At 45.4% G+C, this 14,545-nt stretch carries 15 protein-coding genes; 11 read left to right on the top strand and 4 right to left on the bottom strand.

The features are described 5' to 3' along the window. Window positions 1-11 precede the first annotated feature (11 nt). The 11 genes from C511_RS0107015 (at window position 12) to folE (ending at window position 10,023) form a co-directional block, all read left to right on the top strand. Window positions 12-425, top strand: a complete 414-nt coding sequence (locus C511_RS0107015; protein ID WP_081698276.1) for an ExbD/TolR family protein — start codon at window positions 12-14, stop codon at window positions 423-425. A 5-nt stretch (window positions 426-430) separates the two neighbouring features. Continuing rightward, a complete protein-coding gene (locus C511_RS0107010) occupies window positions 431-1,255 on the top strand; it encodes a TonB family protein (protein ID WP_024996659.1) in 825 nt (274 codons plus the stop codon). Between the two features lie 20 nt (window positions 1,256-1,275). Then, window positions 1,276-1,827, top strand: a complete 552-nt coding sequence (locus tag C511_RS0107005; RefSeq protein WP_027317974.1) for a DJ-1 family glyoxalase III — start codon at window positions 1,276-1,278, stop codon at window positions 1,825-1,827. 3 nt (window positions 1,828-1,830) lie between these two features. Beyond that, window positions 1,831-2,490, top strand: a complete 660-nt coding sequence (locus C511_RS0107000; RefSeq protein WP_024996657.1) for a 2-C-methyl-D-erythritol 4-phosphate cytidylyltransferase — start codon at window positions 1,831-1,833, stop codon at window positions 2,488-2,490. After that, on the top strand, window positions 2,490-4,586 hold the full coding sequence (gene recG / locus C511_RS0106995; protein ID WP_027317973.1) for an ATP-dependent DNA helicase RecG: 2,097 nt from the start codon (window positions 2,490-2,492) through the stop codon (window positions 4,584-4,586). Before C511_RS0107000 ends, recG begins: the two co-directional genes overlap by 1 nt. Before the next feature lie 223 nt (window positions 4,587-4,809). Then, window positions 4,810-5,274 (top strand): nucleoside-diphosphate kinase, encoded by a 465-nt coding sequence (ndk, locus tag C511_RS0106990; protein ID WP_024996656.1) that lies wholly within the window; start codon window positions 4,810-4,812, stop codon window positions 5,272-5,274. A gap of 16 nt (window positions 5,275-5,290) precedes the next feature. Then, window positions 5,291-6,166, top strand: coding sequence for a peptidoglycan DD-metalloendopeptidase family protein (locus C511_RS0106985; protein WP_024996655.1), 876 nt, complete (start codon window positions 5,291-5,293; stop codon window positions 6,164-6,166). 108 nt (window positions 6,167-6,274) lie between these two features. Then, window positions 6,275-6,817 (top strand): DUF1599 domain-containing protein, encoded by a 543-nt coding sequence (locus tag C511_RS0106980; protein ID WP_024996654.1) that lies wholly within the window; start codon window positions 6,275-6,277, stop codon window positions 6,815-6,817. Continuing rightward, window positions 6,807-8,891, top strand: coding sequence for a BT_3928 family protein (locus C511_RS0106975; protein ID WP_024996653.1), 2,085 nt, complete (start codon window positions 6,807-6,809; stop codon window positions 8,889-8,891). The genes C511_RS0106980 and C511_RS0106975 overlap by 11 nt, the downstream gene beginning before the upstream one ends. A gap of 71 nt (window positions 8,892-8,962) precedes the next feature. Then, on the top strand, window positions 8,963-9,433 hold the full coding sequence (locus C511_RS0106970; protein WP_024996652.1) for an SPOR domain-containing protein: 471 nt from the start codon (window positions 8,963-8,965) through the stop codon (window positions 9,431-9,433). Window positions 9,434-9,438: 5 nt separating this feature from the next. Then, window positions 9,439-10,023, top strand: a complete 585-nt coding sequence (gene folE, locus C511_RS0106965) for a GTP cyclohydrolase I FolE (RefSeq protein WP_024996651.1) — start codon at window positions 9,439-9,441, stop codon at window positions 10,021-10,023. Between the two features lies 1 nt (window position 10,024). Here folE and dnaG read toward each other — a convergent pair whose 3' ends face one another. From dnaG to C511_RS0106945, 4 genes are all read right to left on the bottom strand, one after another. Continuing rightward, window positions 10,025-12,022 carry a DNA primase gene (gene dnaG / locus C511_RS0106960; protein ID WP_024996650.1) on the bottom strand — a complete coding sequence of 666 codons (1,998 nt, stop codon included), beginning with the start codon at window positions 12,020-12,022 and terminating at the stop codon, window positions 10,025-10,027. A 216-nt stretch (window positions 12,023-12,238) separates the two neighbouring features. Continuing rightward, window positions 12,239-12,478, bottom strand: a complete 240-nt coding sequence (locus C511_RS0106955) for a hypothetical protein (protein ID WP_027317971.1) — start codon at window positions 12,476-12,478, stop codon at window positions 12,239-12,241. Window positions 12,479-12,675: 197 nt separating this feature from the next. After that, window positions 12,676-13,449 (bottom strand): prephenate dehydrogenase, encoded by a 774-nt coding sequence (locus tag C511_RS0106950; RefSeq protein ID WP_024996649.1) that lies wholly within the window; start codon window positions 13,447-13,449, stop codon window positions 12,676-12,678. 19 nt (window positions 13,450-13,468) lie between these two features. Continuing rightward, the gene (locus C511_RS0106945; protein ID WP_024996648.1) at window positions 13,469-14,530 is read right to left on the bottom strand and encodes a bifunctional 3-deoxy-7-phosphoheptulonate synthase/chorismate mutase type II; all 1,062 of its coding nucleotides are present in this window, start codon (window positions 14,528-14,530) and stop codon (window positions 13,469-13,471) included. Window positions 14,531-14,545 lie beyond the last annotated feature (15 nt).

The raw sequence follows: 14,545 nt of genomic DNA, 5'->3' as shown, positions 1-14,545 counted from the left end.
AATAGAACGGCATGTTAAAGCGTAGAGCAAAAATATCACCTAATTTTAGTATGGCTTCCATGACGGACCTTATTTTCTTGTTGCTTATCTTTTTTATGATAACTTCAACCGTTGTGTCGCCCAATGCAATCAAAGTGCTTTTACCGCAAGGGAAACAGCAAACTTCTGCCAAACCGCTTACCCGGGTCATTATTGATAAAGACTTGAACTTTTATGCCGGTTTTGGAAACGAAAAGGAGCAACCTTTACAGTTGGCTGAGCTAACAACCTTTTTACAGGCTTGTGCTGATAAGGAACCCGAGATGTATGTGGCGCTTTATGCAGATGAATCGGTTCCTTACCGTGAAATTGTAAGAATATTAAATATTGCCAATGAAAACCATTTTAAGATGGTGTTGGCTACACGCCCCCCTGAGGAGAAGTGATTGGAATGAATAAAGAGGAAAAAGGAAAATACATAGCTGCACTTGGTGCTTTTCTGGTTCATCTGGTTCTTATCATTCTGTTGGTATTGCTAGGCATCTCAGTGCCTGTTCCCACAGAAGAGAGCGGTGTACCGGTTATGCTGGGTGAAATGGCTGATGCTCAAGGTGAATTCGACCCGTCAACTTTGGTTGATGTCGACATTATGCCGGAGGAAGCAGCAGCGCCTTCTAAACCAGCCGAATCAGCAGATGTACCGGATTTGATAACCCAAGCCGACGAGCAGACCGTGGCAGTAGAGCGCAAAACTGAAAGTAAGAAAAAAGAAGTGAAGCGCACTGAAAAAACTGCGGCTGAAAAAGCGGCAGAGGCTCGCAAACTTGCTGAAGCAGAAGCTGAACGCGAACGAAAAGCGGCAGCAGAGTTAGCAAGTAAACGTGTGGCCGGTGCATTCGGTAAAGGAGTTGGCATGGGTAGCCGGGGAACTACATCAGGCGAAGGAACACAGGGAAGTAAATCCGGTAACTCTTCTACAGGGGCTCTTAGCGGAACAGGAGGTTATGGTACCTTTGATTTGGGCGGCCGCTCTATTGGTACAGGCGGACTGCCACGTCCTCAGTACAATGTGCAAGATGAAGGAAGGGTTGTTGTTACCATTACTGTAAATCCTGCCGGCGTTGTGATTAATACGAGTATTAACAGACTGACCAATACGGTTAATCCGGCTTTGAGAAAAGCAGCCGAAGATGCTGCAAAGAAAGCCCGCTTCAACGCCGTTGACGGGGTTAATAATCAAACCGGCACCATTACCTATTACTTCAATTTGAGATAAATCACTATTAATGATAGATTATGGAAACTGTTTATGTTTTTTTTGCCAATGGATTTGAAGAAATCGAAGCGCTGACGCCGGTAGATGTATTGAGACGTGCCGGACTGAAAGTGGAGATGGTAAGCATTACATCGGAAGATGTTGTAATTGGTGCTCACGGAGTATCATTGACCTGTGACAGTTTGTTTGAAGATTGTGATTTTAGTGATGCACTGCTTTTACTTTTGCCCGGAGGCATGCCCGGTGCAGACAATTTGTCCAAACACGAAGGCCTGAATGAATTGTTGTTGAAGCAAGATGCTAATAAGAAAAAAATAGCAGCCATTTGTGCTGCCCCTATGGCTTTAGGGAAATTAGGTTTACTCAAAGGTCGAAAAGCTACTTGTTACCCCGGCTTTGAAAGCTTTTTGGCGGGTGCTCAGCTGGTGAATGCACCGGTTGTTGAAGATGCTCACATTACTACCGGTAATGGGCCGGGAGCAGCAATGGCATTCTCGCTTGCATTAGTTCATGAGCTGGTCGGCGAAGCCAAAATGCAAGAATTAATTAAAGGAATGGGAGTGAAACTCTAGTTGATGAAGAAGTACGTTTTGATTGTTGCCGGTGGCAAAGGGTTGCGTATGGGTGGAGAACAACCCAAACAATTTCTGCCTTTGAAAGGTAGGCCGGTCTTGATGCACACCCTTGAACAGTTTTATCGCAGTGATGTTGCGATGGAAATTATTCTTGTGCTGCCGTACGAACAACAAAACTATTGGAAGCAACTGTGTGAAGAACACCATTTTACTATTAAACATCGTGTTGCCGATGGAGGTGAAAGCCGTTTTCATTCGGTAAAAAACGGTTTGAGCTTAATTGAAACCCCTTCCATTGTAGGCGTTCACGATGGCGTACGTCCTTTTGTCTCTGTTGATGTGATAAATCGTTGCTATGAGTTGGCAGTAACAAAAAAAGCCGTTGTTCCGGTTGTGGATGTGGTTGACACAGTACGTCATATAACTAATAACGGTAGTGAAACGGTCGATCGGTCTGCTTATAAATTAGTGCAAACGCCCCAGGTCTTCAACGCCGATTTATTGCTCAAAGGATATGAACAACCTTATTCTTCAGCGTTTACAGATGACGCTTCCGTAGTCGAAGCAATGGGTGTGAAAGTGACGCTGACGCCCGGGAACCGTGAAAATATAAAACTAACTACTCCTTTCGATTTGAAGGTAGCCGAAGCATTGTTGTAATGTACGATTTAACCACACGTGATATTAAGTATTTAGCGGGCGTAGGGCCGCAACGTGCCTCGTTGATGAACAAGGAACTGAATATCTTTTCGCTTCAAGACCTTCTATATTACTTTCCTTATAAATACGTTGACCGTAGTAAAGTTTACCAGATACGCGAAATTGATGGGAACATGCCTTACATTCAGTTGAAGGGCCGTATCCTGAGCTTTGAAACAATTGGCGAAGGGCGTCAAAGGCGCCTTATTGCTCACTTTTCAGATGGAACGGGAGTGGTTGATCTGGTTTGGTTTCAGGGTATTAAGTTTATCGTCGGAAAGTATAAAGTCCAGCAAGAATATATCGTTTTTGGGAAACCAACCGTTTTCAATGGACGAATCAACTTGGCTCATCCCGATGTTGATCCCGTTTCGGAATTAGTAATTTCTTCCATGGGCATGCAGCCTTATTATAATACGACGGAGAAAATGAAACGTGGGTTCTTAAATTCACGTGCTATTGAGAAGATGATGGCTACTGTGATGCAGCAATTGCAAGAACCGTTAGTCGAAACATTATCACCCGGCATTGTGTCTGCCTATCACCTGATGTCACTGACGGAGGCTTTGAGAAACATCCATTTCCCACAAAGTCCCGAGTTACTCCGCAAAGCCCAATATCGACTTAAGTTTGAGGAACTTTTCTACGTTCAGCTGAATATATTGAGGTATTCAAAGGATAGGCAGCGGAAATATCGCGGCTACGTGTTTGAGAATGTAGGTGCCGTGTTTCATACGTTTTATGAAAAGAACTTACCCTTTGAACTAACCGGTGCCCAGAAGAGAGTGTTGAAAGAAATCAGACAAGACGTAGGCTGCGGCAAACAAATGAACCGATTGTTGCAGGGTGATGTGGGAAGCGGTAAAACACTGGTGGCCCTTATGAGTATGTTATTGGCTCTTGACAATGGTTATCAGGCATGCATGATGGCACCGACGGAGATTTTAGCCAATCAGCATTTTGAAACCATCAAAGAGATGCTGTACGGAATGAACCTCCGCGTGGAACTTCTTACCGGAAGAGTGAAAGGGAAAAAACGGGAAGAGATTTTGTCGGCTTTGCTAACGGGAGACATTCATATTCTGATAGGAACGCATGCTGTGATTGAAGACTCCGTCCGCTTTTCCTCGCTGGGGTTGGTTGTTATCGACGAGCAGCACCGGTTTGGAGTAGCCCAGCGCGCCCGTTTGTGGACAAAGAACGAACGCCCTCCGCACATATTGGTGATGACGGCCACGCCTATTCCACGAACACTTGCCATGACTCTTTACGGAGATTTGGATGTTTCCGTGATTGATGAGTTGCCACCGGGCAGAAAACCCATTTCAACAATTCATCAATTTGATAATCGTAGAGAAAGTCTATACAAATTCATCGGTAAGCAGATTGAAGAGGGTAGACAGATCTACATCGTTTACCCACTGATTGAGGAAAGTGAAAAGATTGACCTGAAAAACCTGGAAGAAGGATTTATGCACATACGCGAAGAGTTTCCTCAATACCAAGTATGTAAGGTGCACGGTAAAATGAAAGCTGCTGAAAAGGATGCGCAAATGCAACTTTTTGTATCGGGACAAGCACAGATCATGGTTGCCACCACTGTCATTGAAGTAGGTGTCAATGTGCCTAATGCTTCGGTAATGGTGATTGAGAATGCCGAACGATTCGGGTTGTCGCAGCTGCATCAGTTGCGAGGAAGGGTAGGGCGTGGTGCCGATCAGTCATACTGTGTTTTGGTTACGGGTTATAAACTGGCCGAAGATACGCGTAAGCGTCTTGAAATCATGGTGCGTACCAATGACGGATTCGAGATTGCAGAGGCCGACTTAAAACTCCGGGGCCCCGGCGATTTGGAAGGTACGCAACAAAGTGGTATGGCATTCGATTTAAAAATTGCCGATTTGGCGCGCGACGGACAATTGTTGCAGTACGTTCGCGAAATAGCAACTTCTATTGTTGATAGCGACCCGAATGCCAATTTACCGGAAAACGAAGTTCTCTGGAAACAACTCAAAGCGCTACGCAAAACAAACGTTAACTGGGCTTCTATAAGCTAAAAATCGGTTAAACATGCAGTTTGTTTGCAGAAATATGCTCAAAAACATATTTTGCCGCTATCTTCCCTATTTATAGTGGTTTAGGGCGCAAAAAGTCTCATCTATAACCAACTTTGTACGAAAAAAAGTTAAGCAGGTGGTTGGTTTTTAAATCGTAAATACTATCTTTGGGAGAATTTTGAAAGAAATGATTGCTTAAAACCTTTGAAACCGTACTATTTTTATGATCGAAAAAACGTTAGTCATATTAAAACCCTGCACTTTGCAAAGGGGACTTGTAGGCGAGATAATAAATCGTTTTGAACGTAAGGGTTTACACCTTACAGGAATGAAAATGGTACAGTTGACGGATGAAATTTTAAGCGAGCATTATTCGCATTTAAGCAGCAAGCCGTTTTTTCAGCGCGTGAAAAATTCAATGATGGCGGCTCCCGTTATCGTTTGCTGTTTGGAAGGTGTCGATGCAATTCAGGTTGTACATGCTTTGGCTGGTCCTACAAACGGACGTGCAGCAACGCCCGGTACAATACGTGGAGACTACAGTATGAGTTATCAGGAAAACATAGTTCATACATCAGATTCTCCTGAAACTGCTGCCACCGAATTAAATAGATTTTTTAAACCAGAAGAAATATTCGAATATAAGCAGGCTTCTTTTGATTTTATTTATGCCTGTGATGAGTATTAACGAATTGACGAAACGAATGAATTTTAATTGTATTAAAACAGTATTGATTGCCGCAACTGCTATGATCAGCCTGAATTCTTTTTCTCAGGACCTGATTGCGCGCCAAGCCCCAATTGATCGAAAACTTAAAAGCGTAGATTCGCTGGCCCTTCAAAAGCAGATTCGTGCAGAGCAAGCTGCATATCCTGCATTGAGCCTTTATCCTAATTGGGATAACCGATACGTACACGCTTATGGCAAAGACGCCATTGTTCCGGAATCTTTCACTATTGATCTGACCGGTTTCCGCATGCCAACCCCTAACACACGTATTACCTCACCTTTTGGTCCTCGTTGGAGAAGAATGCACAACGGACTTGATATCAAGGTTAACATTGGAGACACAATTGTATCTGCCTTCGACGGCAAAGTGCGCATTGTTAATTTTGAACGCCGTGGTTATGGTAAGTATGTTGTTATTCGTCACGCAAACGGTTTGGAAACAGTATACGGCCATTTGTCCAAACAACTGGTTGATGAAAACCAAACGGTAAAAGCCGGTGAACCTATTGGTTTGGGTGGAAATACAGGACGCTCTACCGGTTCGCACCTACACTTCGAAACCCGTTTCTTAGGAATCGCTATCAATCCTGCTTACATGTTTGATTTTCCCAAGCAAGACGTAGTAGCCGATACGTATACATTCAGAAAGACCAGAGGGCATGAAAGCGTTGGTTCTTCGAACAGTGAACTGGCCAGCGAAGGTGCTATCAGATACCACAAGGTTAAAAGAGGAGATACATTGTCGAGGATTGCTGCTAAAAGAGGCGTGTCAATCGACAGACTTTGCAAGCTGAACAGAATAAGCAGAAGAACGGTACTCAGACCGGGACAGGTTCTTCGTTGTTCTTAAAGAATATACAAACAATTTGCTTGGAGAGGGCACTTTAAATATAATTTAGAGTGCCCTCTTTTCTTTTTTCTTTATTTATTGCTACCTTTGCGATCTATTCGTAAACAAATGAAAGATACTAAGCAACAATTTGAACATGTCATAGCCTTGTGCCGCGACTTGTTCGCCAAAAAGTTACATGACTACGGTGCTGCATGGCGTATTCTTCGTCCGGCTTCGGTTACCGATCAGATATTCATTAAAGCCAATCGCATCAGGAGCATTGAAACCAAGGGAGTTACTTTGGTGGATGAAGGCATACGCTCTGAGTTTATTGCGATTGTTAATTACGGAATCATCGGTTTAATTCAGCTAGAGCTGGGTTATTCGGAGTCGACAGATATTACCAACGAACAAGCTTTGGCTTTGTATGACAAGTATGCCACCGAGGCACTTGAACTGATGCAGGCAAAGAATCATGATTACGATGAGGCTTGGCGAAGCATGCGCGTAACTTCGTATACGGATTTGATTTTGATGAAGATACATCGTACCAAGCAGATAGAGAGTTTATCGGGACAAACACTCGTTTCCGAAGGAATTGATGCCAATTACATGGATATGATTAATTATTCTGTATTCGGATTAATTAAACTTGAGTTTGAAAAATAACAGAATACATATTGCAAAGCACATTTGGGTAAATCTGTGCAGGTTTCTGCTGGCCGGGCTCTTTATATTCTCCGGTTTTGTGAAAGCTGTTGACCCGCTTGGCACCCAATATAAGATTGAAGATTACCTGAGCGCGTTCGGCATGACCGACTGGTTTCCGGCATTCTTACCCTTATTATTTTCCGTCATTCTTTCCACGCTTGAGTTTTCTGTTGGCGTACTTCTGTTTTTCGGCGTGCGCAAAAGGGCTTCTACTACGCTGGCATTTCTGATGATGCTCGTGATGACTCCCCTTACCCTTTACCTTGCAGTTACAAACCCAGTGAGTGATTGCGGCTGTTTTGGCGATGCATGGGTGCTGACCAACTGGCAAACATTTTGGAAGAATGTGGTTTTACTCGTGGCTGCCGCTTCCGTTTTTGCAGGACGAGCACGGATTATCAGGTTTGTGACCGCTCAGACCGAATGGCTGGTCTCTCTTTATACAGTTTTGTATATATTGGTATTTTCGTCCTATTGCATCAGAAACCTTCCGGTTATTGATTTCCGTCCGTATAAGATTGGGAAGAGCATTACCGAGGGAATGAGCATTCCTCCCGGGGCGAAGCCCAGTGTTTTTGAAACTCGTTTCATACTTGAGAAGAACGGAGAGCGAAAGGAATTTACGTTGGAGAACTATCCGGATAGTACCTGGACGTTCATTGACTCGCGCAGCATACTCAAAGAGAAAGGATACGAGCCTGCCATTCATGATTTCTCCATGCAAGAACTAGCCAGCGGCAATGACATTACCGATGAGGTGCTGCAAGATTCAGGTTACACCTTCTTGTTGGTGGCGCATCGCATCGAGGAAGCCGACGACAGCAACATTGATCTGATCAACGAACTCTATGACTACTCCAAAGAGTATGGCTATAAGTTTTATTGCCTTACCTCATCTGAAGAGAAACAGATTGACGTGTGGCGCGATCAGACAGGAGCGGAATATCCGTTCTGCCTGATGGACAACATAACACTCAAAACCATGATTCGCTCCAATCCCGGGGTGATGTTGATTAAGAACGGAGTGATACTGAATAAATGGAGCGATAATAATTTGCCCGACGAATATGAACTAACCGGACCATTGGACACGTTGGAGTTGGGCAAGCAGAAGGTGGAAAACGACAAGCGAACCATGCAGCTTATTTTCGGGTGGTACATACTGCCTTTGTTGCTGGTGCTGGGTCTCGACATCTTGATTGTCCGCCGTAGTGAGCGTAAAAGAAAGAATCGAAATAAAAATTTAATTAACCCTTTAACAAATAACAAAATGAGAAAAAACATTGTTGCAGGAAACTGGAAGATGAACAAAACCCTTCAGGAGGGTATTGCTTTGGCTAAAGAATTAAACGAAGCTTTGGCTGCTGAAAAACAAAACTGTGATGTAGTTATCTGCACACCGTTTATTCACTTGGCATCGGTTACTCCGATTGTTGACGCTGCTAAGATTGGTGTTGGTGCAGAAAACTGTGCCGATAAAGAATCGGGTGCTTACACCGGTGAAGTTTCAGCTTCTATGGTAGCATCAACAGGTGCTCAATACGTAATCTTGGGTCACTCTGAACGTCGTGCTTACTACGGTGAAACACCTGCTATCTTGAAAGATAAAGTACAATTGGCTTTGGCTAACGGATTGACTCCTATCTTCTGCATCGGCGAAGTGTTGGAAGAACGTGAAGCTAACAAGCAAAACGAAGTAGTTTACGCTCAGTTGGCCGGCTCATTGTTCGACCTTTCTGCTGAAGACTTCTCGAAGATCGTTTTGGCTTACGAACCAGTTTGGGCTATCGGTACAGGTAAGACTGCTACTGCTGAGCAAGCTCAGGAAATTCATGCTTACATCCGTTCAACAATCGTTGAAAAATACGGAAAAGAAGTGGCCGACAATACGTCTATCCTTTACGGAGGAAGCTGCAAACCATCAAATGCTAAAGAACTGTTCGCCAACCCTGACGTTGACGGTGGTTTGATTGGTGGTGCTGCTTTGAGCGTTGCCGATTTCAAAGGTATTATCGATGCATTTAATGCATAACAAAAACATGCTGATTTGTGAACCGGTTACCCCCGGTTCGCAAATCTTTTTTTATTTATCAACCTGTGCGTATGAAGACTTATTCGTTTTACTTTAGTTTGTTACTTCTGTTGTTTGCCGTCACTACGGCGAATGCTCAAAACATTGTCAAGAGCCTGGAGCGCGATGTGCCCGGTCAAGGTAAGGTAACCATTCATCAGGACGAACGATTGGATGCAGCTATCGGAAAAGAAAAACTACCCGCCTCGGCAGGGATGCCCGATGAACAGCAATTCATTAAAGTAGCCGGTTACAGGGTTCAGGTATATGCCGGAAACAATTCGCGCGCTGCCCGCACTGAAGCACAGAACATTGGCTACAAAGTAAAAGAATACTTTCCCGATTTGAAGGTGTACACCACCTTTACTTCGCCCCGATGGTTGTGCCGCGTAGGTGATTTCCGCACTATCGAAGAAGCCGATGCTACCATGCGTCAGCTGAGATCAACAGGTGTTTTCAAAGAAGTTTCCATTGTCAAAGAACAAGTTAATATTCCATTATAAAGATCATGTTAGATAAAGAAGAAGTAAACTCACCTCATCTGGAGGAATTAATGGGCCACTACCGCGGTATTATCAGTCTGCTGGGCGAAGATGTGCAACGTGAAGGATTATTGAAGACACCCGAGCGTGTTGCCAAAGCCATGCTTACCTTAACAAAAGGTTACACCATGGACCCGCACGAAGTGCTGCGCTCTGCCAAGTTCAAAGAAGAATACAGCCAGATGGTGATTGTGAAAGACATAGACTTCTTCTCGCTTTGCGAACACCACATGTTGCCTTTCTACGGCAAAGTGCATGTGGCTTATATTCCCAACGGATACATTACGGGATTGAGCAAGATTGCCCGTGTGGTCGACATCTTTTCTCACCGTTTGCAGGTGCAGGAACGCATGACTCTTCAAATCAAAGAATGTATTCAGCAAACACTAAACCCGCTAGGGGTGATGGTCGTTGTTGAAGCCAAGCACATGTGCATGCAAATGCGCGGTGTTGAAAAACAAAATTCCATCACAACCACTTCAGATTTTACGGGAGCATTCAATCAGGCTAAAACGCGTGAGGAGTTTATGAACCTCATCATGCACAAATAAGTCAGCGCACCAGCACCACGCGGTCGCCCAGACGTTTAGCCATGACGCTCTGAATTTGTTTCATTTCCTTGTAGCGCTCCATCAACTCGTTGCACTTGTCAACGTTGTTGGCATTTTCGGGGTTCTGCAAGGCAAACATAATGTGCTTCAATTCCTCTTCAACAATGGCATTCTTGAAGTTAATCATTAAGTTAGGCACCACCTCAAGCAACCGTTCTTCCTCGGTAGGCAGCTTCTGTCCCTTGGTGTGGTATTTGCTCAGCTGGTAGCGATTGTTGAGCAACTCGGCCGATAACCTGCTGATTTCCTGATCGGGATGCGCTAGGAAATAACGGCGGCTCTTGAAATCTTTATCGTGCATGTGCGCAGCCGCTTCCGACAAAATGCGGCGGTGCAGCGGGTTGTGAAACGATAGATCATCTTCTTTCAAATCGCCCACAATATACTCAATGACACTGACCGGCACAGGATTCTCATTCTCATCGGCCACCTCACACAAAATTTGTTCGCCGTAGCGGATAACAGTTCGTATGATAAGCCGTTCGAGCTGGTAAAATTCCTGTCCCTCTTTGCCCTCCTGCGGAATGAGCGATTCATACGGAGGAGGTATTTCGCCGGGAAGCGGTATGCCGTTCTCGGCCGGAGGCGGTGTGGAGGCGTTATAACTTCCGGACTTGCCATCCTTTTCGGCCATCTTTTCCTTCAGCTTCGCCACCTCGGCCACCAATAACTTTTCTTCCACTTTGAGCAGCTGACTGCATTCCTTCATGTACACCGAGCGCACAATGGCTTCGGGAATAACCGAAATGCTTCGCACAATGTCACCAATGAGTCCGGCGCGCTTGATGGGATCCTTGCCCGCATCGTCGAGAAGCAGATTGGTCTTGAACCGAATGAAGTCCACCTCATGAGCCGAAATATACGCCTGAAAGTCGGTTGCATTGTGTTTGCGGGCAAACGAGTCGGGGTCGTCGCCATCGGGCAACAGCACCACCTTGATGTTCATACCCTCTTCGAGCAACATATCGATACCGCGGATGGAAGCCTTGATACCCGCCATATCACCGTCATACAGTACCGTAATGTTGTTGGTGAAACGATGAATGAGACGAATTTGTCCCGGCGTAAGAGAAGTTCCCGACGAAGAAACCACGTTTTCAATGCCCGACTGGTGCATGGAAATCACGTCGGTGTAACCTTCCACCAAGAAACAACGGTCTTGTTTAACAATGGCTTGTTTGGCAAAGTAAATGCCGTACAGCTCACTGCTCTTGTGGTAAATTTCAGATTCGGGCGAGTTTACGTACTTGGCCAGCTTTTTGTTTTCGGTGCTCATCACACGTCCGCCGAAAGCCACCACCTTGCCCGAGAGCGAGTGCACCGGGAACATCACACGTCCCCAAAAGCGGTCGCGCACCTTTCCCTCGTCGGTTTCGTAGCACAAACCCGTTTTTACCAGAAACTCCTTCTGGTATCCTTTTCGCATGGCTTCTTGTGCCAGCGCATCGTGCTGTTCCAAGCTGAAACCCAGTTGAAACTTCTCGATCGTATCATCACGAAAACCACGCTGACGGAAGTAAGCCATACCAATGCTTCGGCCGTCGATGTGGTTTTTCAGTATGTTCTGAAAATAGTCGCGCGCAAAACCGTTGACGATAAACATACTTTCGCGCGCACTCTGAGCCTCTTTCTCTTCGTTGCTCAGCTCGCGCTCCTTCACTTCAATGCTATACTTGCGTGCCAGGAACTTGAGCGCTTCGTAATAAGACATCTGCTCGTGCTCCATAATAAAGTGCACCGCGTTGCCTCCCTTGCCGCAACTGAAACATTTGCAAAGACCTTTGGAGGGCGACACGCTGAAAGAAGGCGTTTTCTCGTTATGAAAGGGACACAGCCCCACATAGTTTACCCCGCGTTTGCGCAGCGTAACAAAGTCCGATACCACATCAACAATCTGTGCCGCATCGAGTATTCTGTCTATGGTTGCCTGATCTATCATGTACGAATGGTTTTAAGCATCACAAATGTACACCTAATTTGTTATTCCACAAAGCGAGCCCCGGGTTGTTTGCAAGCGGCAGGTGAATAGAGCCTTTCTGCCTGAATATCATTTGATTGCCTGCCTTTTACTTGAATATAACGGACAAAAAACGACCATTCAACCCGTTTTTGTCAAGTGCTGATTTATATATTATTAACGCTTGCGGGCGGTGCCTCACTTACCACCAGCTTTTGAGGGAGCAACGACCACGTTTTTGGAAAGCCGGGCCGACTTTCCTGAATAGCTGCCCAACGATTTTAAATCCCTGCCCAACTTTTTGGAAAACATAAAGAGGAATTTAAAAAAGTCCTTGATGTTTTTTGAAAAGATAACGAGCTTTTTCTCCAAAGCCACGAGCAATTGGGCGAATTGCAACGACCAATGGAGGTGATTGCCACGAGCAATGAGGTGCATTGCAGGTAGCAATTGGCAAAAATGAAAGAAACAAAGAGCCGGAACAAGGCATTTGGGGGAAGAGCAGACGGGCGCGGAAACAAAAAAAGGAGAAGCGCCGGCTTCTCCTTTTACGTGCAGTATAAATAGAATATAGTTTAACTTTACGCTTACAAATATACAACATTACAAACACAAAGTCAAGCTTTTACTCGTTTTTATTTGATGTTTTCCCTGATTTTGGTCAGGTACTTTTTCATGGCCTCGGCATCTTTATTGCTAATGATTTCGAGAACGTTTTTCAGCTCACGGCGAATGTTTTCCACTTGTGCCGGGGTGCGCGGATTGAATAGTATTTCCTGCAAGAGGTAATCATCTTCACTCATCAAACCCTTGGCAATGGCCATGTGCTTTTTAAAGGTAGTGCCCGGTGCCTCCTGGTGCTTCATGACCGCCGCAAAAACGAAGGTCGACACAAACGGAATAGACAACGAGTAGGCCACCGTTTCATCGTGCTCGTCGAACGTATATTCAAAAATGTTCAGGTTGAGGCTGTTGTACAAGTCTTTAAAGAACACCTTTCCCAAATGATCACTTTCACTGATAATAATGGCGCTTTCGCTGCTCAGGTTGCTGAGGCTGGCAAAGGTAGGGCCAAACATCGGATGAGTGGACACATAACGGAAACCGCTTTCATCGTAAAACTTCTTCAGTCCGGTTTTCACCGAAGCAATGTCGCTGATGATGCAATCTTTAGGCAAGGCAGGAAGCACTTGTCTGAAGGCATCGAGCGTGTACTTCACCGTTGCAGCGTTAATCACCAGTTCCGGCTCGAAGTCTTTAATCTCCTCGAGCGTGGTGAAACGATACGTGTTATACACAAAACGCAATTGATGCGGGTTGACATCGTACACAGCCGTTTCGTGCTGAAAGCTCAATATATCCGTAAAGAAGGAGCCCATTTTACCGGCTCCAAGAATTAATATCCTCATGATTTACCGTCCTGTCCTTTTATTTGTTGATGATTTCCATCTGCTGGCGAACACTCTCTTCGTGAATCGCTTCGAATATCTTCATGACAAACTCCGCATCGAGTCCGCACAAAGCACCCTGCGATCCTCTTTTCTCCAAAATTTCGCTGTAACGGCTGGTTTGAAGAATGGGCATGTCGTGCTCTTTTTTGTACGTACCAATTTCGCGGGCAATACGCATACGTTTGGCAAGCTCCTCCATCAGGCTATTATCGCACTCGTCAATTTGGCGGCGCAATGCAGCAAGGTTTTCGGTAGTCTGCGTTTCCTTGCGGATAACCAGCAGGTTGAGGATGTAATCCAACACGTCGGGTGTAACCTGTTGTGAGGCATCGCTCCATGCACAATCGGGGTTGCAGTGACTTTCCACAATGAGTCCGTCGAAATTGAGGTCCATCGCTTGCTGACAAAGCGGTGCAATCAGCTCGCGTTTGCCGCCGATGTGGCTCGGATCACAGAAGATGGGCAAGTTAGGAATGCGGCGGTGCAGCTCAATAGGAATGTGCCATTGCGGCAAGTTGCGGTAAATCTTCTTATCGTAACTGCTGAACCCGCGGTGAATAACTCCCAGACGTTTTAGCCCCGAGTTGTTGATACGCTCCAAGGCGCCAATCCACAAATCAAGATCCGGATTCACAGGATTCTTCACCAAAACAGGAATATCGACCCCTTTCAGCGCATCGGCAATCTCTTGAACGGCAAACGGATTGGCGGTTGTGCGCGCGCCTACCCATAAAATATCTATTCCGGCTTTCAATGATTCGTACACATGTTTGGCAGTAGCCACTTCGGTCGAAACATACATGCCCGTTTCCTTCTTAACCTCCTTCAACCATGAAAGACCTTCAACGCCAACGCCTTCGAAGCCGCCCGGCTTGGTACGCGGTTTCCAAATGCCTGCGCGGAATATTTTGATGCCTCGCTCGGACAGTTGCTTGGCCGTGCTCATTACTTGTTCTTCTGTTTCGGCACTGCAAGGACCGGCAATAACGATGGGTCTTTTTGCCTCAACACCCGGTAATAAAATTGATTCTAGTTCCATAATTTCAATATGTAT

The organism is Bacteroides graminisolvens DSM 19988 = JCM 15093 (assembly GCF_000428125.1).
Lineage (GTDB): Bacteria > Bacteroidota > Bacteroidia > Bacteroidales > Bacteroidaceae > Bacteroides > Bacteroides graminisolvens.
The sequence above is the reverse complement of the archived record's forward strand: the minus strand, read 5'-3'. Positions and strand labels throughout refer to the sequence as shown.